At 67.6% G+C, this 11,233-nt stretch carries 9 protein-coding genes and 1 pseudogene; 6 read left to right on the top strand and 4 right to left on the bottom strand.

Annotation, left to right across the window (positions count from 1 at the left end; all coding sequences use genetic code 11):
* Positions 1-420 precede the first annotated feature (420 nt).
* Positions 421-1,254: a sulfurtransferase gene (locus tag ABZX86_RS38540; protein ID WP_355131144.1), complete on the top strand. Its 834-nt coding sequence runs from the start codon at positions 421-423 to the stop codon at positions 1,252-1,254.
* A gap of 239 nt (positions 1,255-1,493) precedes the next feature.
* On the opposite strand, the gene ABZX86_RS38545 is transcribed toward ABZX86_RS38540, so the two are convergent.
* Both ABZX86_RS38545 and ABZX86_RS38550 read right to left on the bottom strand, forming a co-directional pair.
* The gene (locus ABZX86_RS38545; protein WP_355131146.1) at positions 1,494-2,183 is read right to left on the bottom strand and encodes an HNH endonuclease family protein; all 690 of its coding nucleotides are present in this window, start codon (positions 2,181-2,183) and stop codon (positions 1,494-1,496) included.
* Positions 2,184-2,363: 180 nt separating this feature from the next.
* Positions 2,364-2,726, bottom strand: a complete 363-nt coding sequence (locus ABZX86_RS38550; protein ID WP_327143968.1) for a hypothetical protein — start codon at positions 2,724-2,726, stop codon at positions 2,364-2,366.
* Between the two features lie 263 nt (positions 2,727-2,989).
* Between ABZX86_RS38550 and ABZX86_RS38555 the strand changes: the two genes are divergently transcribed.
* The 5 genes and pseudogenes from ABZX86_RS38555 (at position 2,990) to ABZX86_RS38575 (ending at position 9,647) form a co-directional block, all read left to right on the top strand.
* Positions 2,990-6,070 (top strand): DEAD/DEAH box helicase, encoded by a 3,081-nt coding sequence (locus tag ABZX86_RS38555; protein ID WP_355131148.1) that lies wholly within the window; start codon positions 2,990-2,992, stop codon positions 6,068-6,070.
* Entirely contained in the window at positions 6,067-6,840 is a 774-nt protein-coding gene (locus ABZX86_RS38560; RefSeq protein ID WP_355131150.1) for an SWIM zinc finger family protein, read from the top strand. Before ABZX86_RS38555 ends, ABZX86_RS38560 begins: the two co-directional genes overlap by 4 nt.
* 135 nt (positions 6,841-6,975) lie before the next feature.
* Complete coding sequence (locus tag ABZX86_RS38565) at positions 6,976-7,812, top strand: SDR family NAD(P)-dependent oxidoreductase (RefSeq protein ID WP_355131231.1); 837 nt, start codon at positions 6,976-6,978, stop codon at positions 7,810-7,812.
* 18 nt (positions 7,813-7,830) lie between these two features.
* A pseudogene (locus ABZX86_RS38570) lies at positions 7,831-7,995 on the top strand (ferritin-like domain-containing protein); the annotation flags it as partial.
* 122 nt (positions 7,996-8,117) lie between these two features.
* Positions 8,118-9,647 (top strand): NAD(P)/FAD-dependent oxidoreductase, encoded by a 1,530-nt coding sequence (locus tag ABZX86_RS38575; protein ID WP_355131233.1) that lies wholly within the window; start codon positions 8,118-8,120, stop codon positions 9,645-9,647.
* Between the two features lie 3 nt (positions 9,648-9,650).
* On the opposite strand, the gene ABZX86_RS38580 is transcribed toward ABZX86_RS38575, so the two are convergent.
* Complete coding sequence (locus tag ABZX86_RS38580) at positions 9,651-10,712, bottom strand: amidohydrolase family protein (RefSeq protein ID WP_355131152.1); 1,062 nt, start codon at positions 10,710-10,712, stop codon at positions 9,651-9,653.
* A 113-nt stretch (positions 10,713-10,825) separates the two neighbouring features.
* Entirely contained in the window at positions 10,826-11,233 is a 408-nt protein-coding gene (locus ABZX86_RS38585; protein ID WP_355131154.1) for a DUF3224 domain-containing protein, read from the bottom strand.

Below are 11,233 nucleotides of genomic sequence, written 5' to 3' on the forward strand. Positions count from 1 at the left end.
CACACAGCCGCAAGGGCGCCGGATTCAGAGCCGCCGGGCACGGCGGATTCGGCGCTGTCGCGCGCGGTGGATTCGGGACTGCCGTGTGCGGTGGATTCGGGACTGCCGTGCGCGGTGGATTCGGGACTGCCGTGTGCGGTGGATTCGGGACTGCCGTGCGCGGTGGATTCGGGACTGCCGTGTGCGATGGATGCGGGACTGCAGTGTGCGGATTCGGCGCTGTCGAGCGGGGATGGATTCGGGACTGCGGTGTGCGGATTCGGGGCTGTCGCGCGCGATGATTGGGTCCGTTCGGCAGCGGTGGATGCGGTGGCCGGGGCGGCGCACCCCAACTGTGGGAGCGCGGCTGCGGTGCGGGAGGGGGCTGCGTAGGGTGGGGGAGTCTGTTCCGGCGTGGGGGTTCTGCGAAGAGGAGTTGGCTTGAGCGCGGTGCTGATTTCGGCCGAGGAGTTGCGGGAGTTGCTCGCCACCGGGGATTCCCGGGTCCGGGTACTGGATGTGCGGTGGGCGCTCGGCGATCCGGATGGGCCGCAGCACTATTTGGATGGCCACATTCCCGGTGCGGTGTTCGTCGATCTCGAGACCGAGCTGGCCGATCCGCCCTCGCCCGCCAAGGGCCGTCATCCCCTGCCCGAGCTCGCGCACCTGCAGAAATGTGCGCGCAGCTGGGGGCTGCGCACCGGTGACACGGTCGTCGCCTACGACGCGACCGGCGGTATGGCCGCGGCGCGGGTGTGGTGGCTGCTGCGCTGGGCCGGGGTGCCGCAGGTGCGCATTCTCGACGGTGGGCTCCCGGCCTGGGAACGCGCCGGCGGCAAGGTGATCGCCGGGGAGGAGTCCGATCCCGAAGCCGGTGACGTGGTCCTGACCCCCGGCGGCATGCCGGTGATCGATGCCGATGCGGCCGCCGGTTGGCACGGTGTCCTCCTCGATGCCCGCGCCGGTGAGCGCTATCGCGGCGAGGTCGAGCCCATCGATCCGCGCGCTGGCCACATCCCGGGCGCGATCAGTGCGCCGACGGCGGAAAACCTCACCGCCACAGGAACTTTCAAGCCCGTCGACGAATTGCGTTCGCGCTTCACCGGATTGGGCGACGGCCCGGTCGCCGTCTACTGCGGCTCCGGTGTGACGGCCGCCCACGAGGTCGCCGCACTCGCGGTTGCCGGAATCGACGCCGCCCTCTACCCGGGCTCCTGGTCGCAGTGGTCCAACGACCCGAAGCGACCGGTCGCCACCGGCGCCGATCCGGCCTGATCGCTCGCTGGTGTGGATCTCGGCCAAAGGCATGCCGGGATGACGTGGGATAGCAACCCCGGCTGGATGATGAGGGACGGCCACCCGGGCTCGATGATGAGGGACGGCCACCCGGGCTCGATGACGAGGGACGGCCACCCGGGCTCGATGACGAGGGACGGCCACCCGGGCTCGATGACGAGGGTGGCTACCGGGCTGGATAGAGAGGGGCGGCTATCGGCTAGCCGGGTAGGTCTGCGCTATGGGCAGGTGCGGGAGATGCGTTGCAGGGCTGTGCGATCGGCGGCGGTCAGCGGTAGGTCGTAGTGGGTGGCGACGGTGAGGTATTTGCCGGCGTAGAAGCAGCGGTTGGCGCGGGCGGGTGGTAGCCAGTCGCCCGGGGTTTGATCGCTCTTGGCCTGGTTGGCTTTTCCGTCCACGGCGAGCAGGTTGTAATCGAGGTCATTGGCGAAGCGCATGCGGCGCTCCAGTGTCCAGTTCGAGGCGCCCAGATCCCAGGCGGCGGCGAGTGGGAAAACGTGGTCGATCTGCACGGCGCGGGCATCGGCCTTGTCGAAGGTGATGCGCTGACCCGTATAGGGGTCGTCGAGTGTTCCACCGACCACCACGCAGTTGCGGGTGCCGGGGCGGAAGGCGGTCGCCGAAAGTTGGCGGGCCAGCACATTATTGCGGGTATCGCAGCCGTCGTGCCCGCCCGGACCGTCGTGATCGTCACTCCAGGCCGGCCCGAATACGCAGCCCTGCCCCGATTTACAGCCGCGCTCGTAGCCGCCCGGCCGGGTCCGCTTGGGCACCATGCGCGCGACGGCCAGCAGTTCCTCCAGATGCGCCCGGCTGGGACTGCCCGGCGCGGGCGGAACCTGGCCGGGCAGTACCGAACACCCGGAAGCGCTGAGCGCCAGGAGTACGGCACCAACCACCGCGAGCAACGCGCACCACACCGATCGACCGCACCGCCGGGCGGGAAGTCGATTCGGTACCGCGGGGATTCGGTGCTGCCGCACCGTCCTAGATCTACCCGATCGAGCCGGCTACGGCCCGCATCGGGGACACTTCGCACCCGCCGCGCCGTCGAAAATTCGTCGGCGAGCGGGTGCGAAGGTGACTGGCTAGGACCAGGCGTGTGCGAGAAGGTCGTCCGCCGAAGCCTCGGTGAGCTGCGGTGGGAAGCGCATGGCCGCGATGGATTGTGGTCGCGCGCCGTCATGGCCGATGAGCCAGGAACCGCCGCGATCCTCGCATTCGGCGATCTTGGCGAAGGTGGTGAGCAGGAAGGTGATGGCCTCGCGTGGTTCCATGGTGCGCGCCAGTCGCTGGGATTCTCCGGGGCGGGACAGATCGAGCCACACCCCCGATTGCCCGTCCAGGCGCATCCCCACGATTTTCGTCGTGTCCACGAATGTGAATCTTCGTCGTTCCCACGGCGTCGTCGGCGTGAAGGACTGCTCTAACACTTGGAGCAGGATCGTCATCTTCACTGCCTCCCTCGGTATCGATATTGCCACGGCTCCGGATTGAGTCGCGGTGGATTTTCAGGGTGCGCCCCGCACGGCTGCCAAAATGCACAGCCAAACCCGCCGTATGCGGTGACCAGGGGTTATCTCAGTATGTGCCGGATTCGGGCAGAAATAAAGACCCGGTATGTGTCGTGATTTGCCTGGTTGCGAAGGGGTAGTCGCAAGGCCTCGCCGCAGGGGCCGATCGGACTGTCGGACCGGACTGATTGGATAGGCGGATGCTGCACGGACTGTGGTCGCCGGGATCGGGATTGGTGCTGTGGCACGACCCTGCCGGTGCCGCGGCCGATACCGATGCCCTGCCGGACCCGCTGGGGTCGATCGTGCGGGCGGCGAAGTTCCGGCACAAGGCGAAGGTGCTGGTCGCGGGGGCGTACGGGCCCGAGGAGATCCAGGTCCGGGTGCATGCGCTGGCGCCGGAGGCGGCCGCGTCGGTACTGCTGCAGGAGCTTCCGGCGCAGGCCGTGGCGGGGGATCTGCGCTATCTCGCGCATGTGGTGCGGGGTGTGGAGCGCTGGGTGCGAGCGGGACGCATAGTCCCGGAGGTGCGCCGAGACGACGGCGAATGGTGGGTGCGGTGGCGGCTGGTCGGTGGGCAGCGGCAGCGGGCCTGGCTGGCCGAGCTCGCGGTGGCTATGCCCGCCGCGCTGCAGGTCGCGGGCCGCCCGGCGGAATTGCTCGACAACCTCACGGCCGAACTCACCGACCCCATCGCCCGGCTGCGCATCATGCCGAAACTGCCCGCACTGCTGAGCACGGTCGCGCAGGTGCCGATCGGCTACTCGTCGCGCGAGGGCACCGGCGTGGCCGACGACGGCATGCTCGATTTCGGTGCTCCGGAGACCGGGTTGGACCGCGCTCGATCGCGCTCGCTGCCGACCGATGCCGCCACTTCCGATGGGCCGCAGTCGCTTTCGCATCCGCTGCTGGTCGCGCTGCTGGACGCGGAGCCGCTGGATGCGGGTTCGCATCGGGTGTCGGCGGTGCTGGAGGATTGGCGTACGAGCCTGACGGCCGATGAGCCGGAACTGGTGCTGCGGCTGCTGGAACCGGACTCCGAGGACGCGGCCGAGGCGGGTGCACTGTGGCGGCTCGAGGTGTGCCTGCGCGTCGAAGGTGAAGCGCCGCAACCGGTATTGCTGCCCGGTGATCCGCATATGGTGCGCCTCGCGGGGGAGAAGCTGGCCGCCGCCAAGCTGGCGTATCCGCGGCTGCGGGATCTGCCGGGTGATGCCCGCAGTATGGATCTGTACCTGCCCACCGAAGTGGTCATGGACCTGGTCGCGCACGGCGCCGCCGTATTGCAGGCCGCCGGTGCGCGGTTGCTGCTGCCGCGCGCCTGGCGCATTGCGGCGCCGAGCCTGCGCCTGAAGGTGCAGAGTCCGGCAGCCACCGAAACCGCCGTCGGGCTGGACGGTTTGGTGTCCTTCCGCTGGGAGTTGGCGCTCGGCGAGACAACGCTGACGCCCGCCGAGATGACGCGCCTGGTGCGGTCGAAATCGGATCTGGTGCAGTTGCGCGGCGAATGGGTGCAGGCCGATCATCGCACCCTCGCCGTGGCCGCAGACTACGTCTCGGGCCGCACCGACGGCACCGAGAGCAGTGTCGGCGCCCTGTTCGCGGAGCTAGCCGCACATCCGGCCATCGGCGTACCGCTCGAGCAGATCACCGCAACCGGCTGGGCCGCAGAACTTTTCGACGGCGAACACACCACCGCACCCGTCTCCGAGCCGATCGGACTGAAGGCCCAGCTCCGCCCCTACCAACTCCGCGGCCTGGCCTGGCTCGCCACCATGAGCCGCCTCGGCTGCGGCGCCATCCTCGCCGACGATATGGGCCTCGGCAAAACGGTCCAGGTCCTGGCGTTACTCGTCCACGAGCGCGAAACTGCCGCTGCCGCAGCATCATCCGTGGCAGCAGGCGCGGAGGGGGGCTCCTCGGCCGCGGCGACGTCGGGTGCCGGCGTCGTCATCGGCGGTGGGAGTTCGGATGCGCGTGCCGGTTTCGGACCGACACTGCTGGTCTGTCCCATGTCCGTGGTCGGCAACTGGCAGCGGGAGACGGAGCGGTTTGCGCCGGATCTGCGGGTGCTGGTGCATCATGGGCCGGGGCGGCGGTCGGGGGCGGAATTCGATGCGGCGGTGGGGGATTCGGATTTGGTGGTGACCACCTATGCGCTGCTGGCCCGGGACGTGGAGGAGTTGAAGCGGCAGCGGTGGCAGCGGGTGGCGCTGGACGAGGCGCAGCACATCAAGAATGCGGGGACGCGGCAGGCGCGGGCCGCGCGGCTGGTGCCGGCGCGACATCGCCTGGCGCTCACCGGAACTCCGGTGGAGAACCGGCTCGAAGAGCTGCGCTCGATCATGGATTTCGTCAATCCCACACTGCTGGGCAAGGCTTCGGAGTTCCATTCGCGATTCGCGGTGCCGATCGAGCGGGAGCGCGATGAGAATGCCGTCACCCGGCTGCGCGCCATCACCTCGCCGTTTGTGCTGCGCCGGGTCAAGACCGATCCGTCGGTGATCTCCGATCTGCCGGACAAGATCGAGATCACCATGCGCGCCAACCTGACCGTGGAGCAGGCCGCGCTGTATCAGGCGGTGCTCGACGATATGTCCGCCAAGCTCAAATCCGCACAGGGTATGGAGCGCAAGGGCGCGGTGCTCGCGGCGCTGACCAGGCTCAAGCAGGTGTGCAATCATCCCGCGCACTATCTGAAGGACGGTTCGGCGGTGCTGAAGCGCGGCCACCACCGCTCGGGGAAATTGGCACTGGTGGAAGACATTCTCGAGTCGGTGATCGCCGATGGCGAGCGTGCGCTGCTCTTCACCCAGTTCGCCGAATTCGGTGATCTGGTGTCCCCGTACCTGTCCGAACGTTTCGGCACGGAGGTGCCGTTTCTGCACGGCGGGGTGAGCAAGCAGCGCCGCGATGCCATGGTCACCGGATTCCAGGAGGACGAGAACGGCCCGCCGCTCATGCTGCTGTCGCTCAAGGCCGGTGGCACCGGGCTCAATCTCACCGCCGCCAATCATGTGGTGCACCTGGACCGCTGGTGGAATCCGGCGGTGGAGAACCAGGCCACCGACCGCGCCTTCCGCATCGGCCAGCGGCGCGACGTCCAGGTGCGAAAGTTGGTCTGCGTGGACACCATCGAGGAGCGGGTGGACGACATGCTGAACGGCAAACGCCAACTCGCCGATCTGACCGTCGGCGCGGGCGAGAAGTGGATCACCGAACTGGGTGACGACGAATTGCGCGAGCTGTTCGCCCTGGGTGCGGAGGCCGTCGGCGAATGAACACCTATATCGACTTCAGTGAGTTCGGCGAGCGCCGCCCGGTCCAGGGTGGCATATCCGCGCGCAGTCGCAGCGGTGCGGCCTTCGCCAAGACCTGGTGGGGCCGTTCGTTTCTGAAGGCCGTCGAACAGGTCGCCGATGCCGGGCGCCTCACCCGCGGCCGCTCCTACGCCCGCACCGGCCAGGTGATCAGCTACCGCATGGAGCCGGGCACGGTCGCCGCCGAGGTGCAGGGCAGTCAGCCCCGCCCCTTCATCTCGGTGCTCGCCCTGCGCCAATTGCGCGATGACCGCCTCGATGAACTGGTGGACCTGGTCCGCGCCACCCCCGGCATGCTCGGCGAGATCGCCGCGGGCGCGCTGCCGCACACTCTCGGCCCGCTGCTGCTCCCGAACACCGCCTCCGAACTCGACTTCTCCTGCACCTGCCCCGATCCCGGCTGGCCGTGCAAGCATGTGGCCGCCGTCTGCTACATCATCGCCGAGCGCCTGGACGAGCATCCCCGAGATCTGCTCACCCTGCGCGGCATCGAACTGGACGCGCTCATCGGCAGCGTCCAGAACGAAAGCGCCCCAGCGGATTCCGGCGACCTCTACGGTGAGGACACAGCCCTGCCGAAGCTCCCCAAGCCCGAATTCCGCCCGGCCCCGGAAGATCTCGACGCAGTGCTCCTCCGTCAGGCCCTCCGCATGACCGCCGAGGACGAGCGCACCGCCGAAATCGGCCTGCGCCAACTCCGCTCCCTCTACCGGGTCCTCGACACCGACTGACTCCCCGCCCGGCCGGTCCGTGCACGATCATCGTTGACATTCGGCCCCGTCGCGCGCCTAATTGGTGGCAGGTGCGGCCAGTTGTGGCAGATGCCCGCAATCGACCGCTCGGGTGGCAGCGATCCGGGAGTTCTCATGCGTCTCAACCCCTTCGGCGGTTCCCGCCGCACCCAGCAGGCGGATGCTGTGGTGACCGGTGCGGGCAGTGGCATCGGCCGCGCCTTCGCGGTCGAACTCGGCCGGCGCGGCGGGCGGGTGATCTGCTCCGATATCGATGCCGAGCGGGCCCGGGAAACCGTCGAATTGGTCAGCGCCGCAGGTGGGAAAGCTTTTGATGCCAGCTGCGATGTGAGCCGGATCGAGCAGGTCGAGGCCCTCGCGAATACCGCCGAGCAGTGGTTCGGCAAGCCCGCCGACCTTGTGGTGAACAATGCCGGAATCGGCCGCGGCGGCGAGGTCGTCGGCGATGCCCCGCTGCGCGAATGGCATCAGGTCCTCGATATCAATCTGTGGGGCGTCATCCACGGCTGCCACGTTTTCGCACCGCGCCTGCGCGCGGCCGGGCACGGCAATATCGTGAATGTCGCCTCCGCTGCGGCCTTCGGCGTCGCACCCCGCATGGCCGCCTACAACGTGAGCAAGGCGGGCGTTCTCGCCCTGTCGGAGACCCTGGCCGCCGAACTGTCCGGTACCGGAGTCGGCGTCACAGTGCTGTGCCCCACCGCCGTGAAAACCAACATCCTCGAGGGTGTTTCGGTCGGCAGCGAATCGATGGACGAATGGGGCGACCGGCTACTGCGCTGGACCGGCCGCGAACCCGCCTCGATCGCCCGCACCACCCTCGATGCCGTGGACCACGGCCAGCTGTATGTGGTCCCGCAGTTCGAGGCCAAATTGATCTGGCAGTCCAAACGACTGCTGCCCCAGCAGTACACCCGCGCCGCCGGATTACTGGAGCGACTGGTGCGGTAAGCACGAAGGAGCTGAACAATGGCGTTCGCGTATTCCGACATGCTCACGCTCATCAAGGACCGGCAGTGGGCCCCGGTCGATATCGACTGGGACGCACCAGGAGCCGACCTGATCACCACCGAGCAGCGGCCACGGCTCGCGGCCTTCATGGCCGATCTGGTGTGGATAGAACACGTCGGCGCCGCAGACAATGCGTCGTGGTGGCCGATCGCCCGGCCGGCGCCGCTCGGCATTCGCACCGTGGACGGTGTCGAACATCGGGTGGACTGCATCATCTACGCGGAGGACATGCCTTGAACAGCACTGTGGTGGACCACGAAATCATTATTGTCGGCGCCGGATTCTCCGGTATCGGCACCGCGATCGCCCTGCGCAAGGCGGGATTCGACGATTTCCTGATCGTGGACGACGCCGACGGGGTGGGCGGCACCTGGCACTGGAACACCTATCCCGGTATCGGCGTGGACATTCCGTCGTTCAGCTACCAGTTCTCCTTCGAGCAGCAGCACAATTGGTCGCGGGTGTACGCGCCGGGCCGGGAGCTGAAGGCCTATGCCGAGCACTGTGTGAGCAAGTACGGCCTGCGCCCGCGTATTCGCTTCAGCACCACCATCACTCGCGCGGATTTCGACGACACCGTGCATGTGTGGCGACTGCGGACGGCCGACGGTGATCAGCTCACCTCCCGGTTCGTCATCGGCGCGACCGGCGTGCTGACCCGGCCGAAGACGGCGGAGATCCCTGGCGCGGAACGCTTCACCGGCATCACCATGCATACGGCGCGCTGGGATCACGATCAGGAGCTGCGCGGGAAGCGAGTGGCCATCATCGGCACCGGTGCGTCCGCGGTGCAGGTGATTCCGGAGATCGCGCCGGAGGTGGCCGATCTTGTTGTCTTCCAGCGCACTCCGATCTGGTGCCTGCCGCGACCGGATGCCGCGCTGCCCCCGGCGGTGCGGCAGCTGCTACGCCTGCCCGGCGGGCAGCTGCTGACGCGCTGGCTCAGCCAGGCCTTCGTGGAGGTCACCTTCCCGCTGGCCGCGCACTATTACAAGGTGCTGCCGATGGCGAAACTCGGGGAGCGTTCCGGCCTGGCGCATTTGAAGCAGCAGGTGAAAGATCCGGTGGTGCGCGAGCAGCTCACGCCCAAGTACGCGGTCGGCTGTAAGCGTCCCTCCTTCTCCAATGACTATCTGAAGACGTTCAACCGCGAGAACGTGCACCTGGATACCGACCCGATCACCGAGATCACCGCAACGGGCGTGCGCACCGGCAATACGCACCACGAGGTCGATGTCCTGATCATGGCCACCGGCTTCAAAGTCATGGAATCGGGCAATATGCCGACCTTCGATCTGCACGGCAGCGACGGCGTCCGCCTGGAGGATTGGTGGGATACACGCAGGCTGCAGGCATATGAAGGCGTGAGCGTGCCCGGCTTCCCCAACTTCTTCACCATTATCGGCCCGTACGGCTACAACGGTTCGTCGTACTTCGCTCTCATCGAAATGCAGACCAAGCACATCCTGCGCCTGCTGGAGCAGGCGCGCCGGCGGCATTCGACCCGTGTCGAAGTCACCCAGGAAGCCAATGACGACTACTTCGAGGAAATGCTGGATCGCCGTGGCTCACAGGTCTTCTGGCAGGACAGCTGCGCGTTGGCCAACAGCTACTACTTCGACAAGAATGGCGATGTGCCGTTGCGCCCCATGACCACCCCCGAAGGCTTCTGGCGCGCAGGCCATTTCGACCTCGACCACTACCGCTTCGACACACTCGGCAAGCAGCCCGCGACACCGGTGGCGACAGGCGACCGGGTGCGCAATCGCTCCTGACCGTCAGAAATTGTCGACGTGATAGATCCGCTGGGCATTGACGCGGAAGACCTGTTCCAGGGCCTTCTCGTCAGCGCCGTGGTCGGTGAGCGCGGTGGCGACCGCCTCGGCCGCATTGCCGATGCTCGTAATCGGTTTGTCCACGGGGAAATTGGAGCCCCAGAGCAGGCGGTCCGCGCCGAAGACGTCGAGCGCGTGCTGTAGTAGCGGTGAAATGCGTTCCAGCAGAACGGGGACCGGAGTCGGTTCGCCGCGCGGCGGAACGGGATGGCCGAGAATGGGCATCATCAGCCCGCTGACCTTGGCCACCACATTGGCATGGGTGGCGAGCGCGGCGAGGTCGTCGCGCCACTGGACGAACAGCTCCCGCCGCTGCCCCGGATTGTGACCGGTGTTCTTGCCCACCGGGCCGAAAATGCCTGCGGGCGTGCCGAGATGGTTCAGCACGATGGTCGCGTCCGGATATCGCCGCGCCAGTGCGGTGACCTCGGGCAGCTGCTGCGAATACACCCAGGCCTCGAACGAGAGCCCGCGTTCCGCGAGTGCGCCGAAGCCGTCCAGGAATTGCGGCGAGGTGAGCGCGCCCGGCGCTTTGTTGTGTGCCCGCACGCCCGAATCGGGATGCGATTCGACGCGGGTGCGAATGCCCCGGAACAGCGGAGATGCCAACTGGTGCGCATCGAGCAGTTCGGCGAATCCGGGCGCCGCCGGATCGCCCGCCCCGATGATTGCGCCCAGGGCGGGCGTATCCACCCCGAACGGCAGGCCGGCCACCCACCGCGTCTCCTCGGCCGCCGCCAGCGGACCGCTGCCGGACCACTCCACCTCGATGTGCACAATCGCCTCGACCGGCACCTCACCGGCATCGGTCCGATAGTCGGCGGGCAGATACGGGTGCACGAACGGTTCCGGGTCACCGACGAACTCGCGATCCCGGCGCGGCGCCAGCCGCTTGGCCCAATCGATGGGGACCGGGACCCGCTGGAAGAGCTTCGCCAGCCCGCTGAACTCACGCGGTGTGGTCAGCGGATCCCACTGATGGATATGGGCATCGACGACTGTCATTCCCGCAAGGTCCATCTTGTCCCTTCCGTCCGGCTCGGCCTGATGCGGATTGTTCCACGCATGAGGCCGAGCCGAGCCGGATTCGGGCCTGGCGGTCGAGACCGGCCGTGCCGTCAGCCGAGTTCGTACTCGAACTCGATGTGGTGGGTGCCGTCGGCGTCGACGCTGATGCCGCCGGTGCCGGTGATCCCGGCCAGCTCCGCGGTCCCGCTGCCCGGCACGATGAGGAAGAATTCCGCGCTGCGATCGGTGCCGCTGGTGCTGGCCGAATGGACGAAGTTGAACGCGCCGGAGCGGCCGTTCAGCGTGCCCTCGAAGGACTCCATCGCCAGATATGTTCCGGCGCCGGCGGTCTGGTCGAAGGCGGCGGTGAACAGCGTGGCGGACCGCCCGCTGACCTCCCCCTCGAACTGCTTCTCCATCAGTGAGATGCCGACGGGGAGGGCGGTGCTGATCGCCGGATCCGGGACCACCTCGGTGGGCGTGAACGACTTGACCTGAAAAGTTCCTTTTGCCTGCAC

The organism is Nocardia sp. NPDC006630 (genome assembly GCF_040611495.1).
Taxonomy (GTDB): Bacteria; Actinomycetota; Actinomycetes; order Mycobacteriales; family Mycobacteriaceae; genus Nocardia.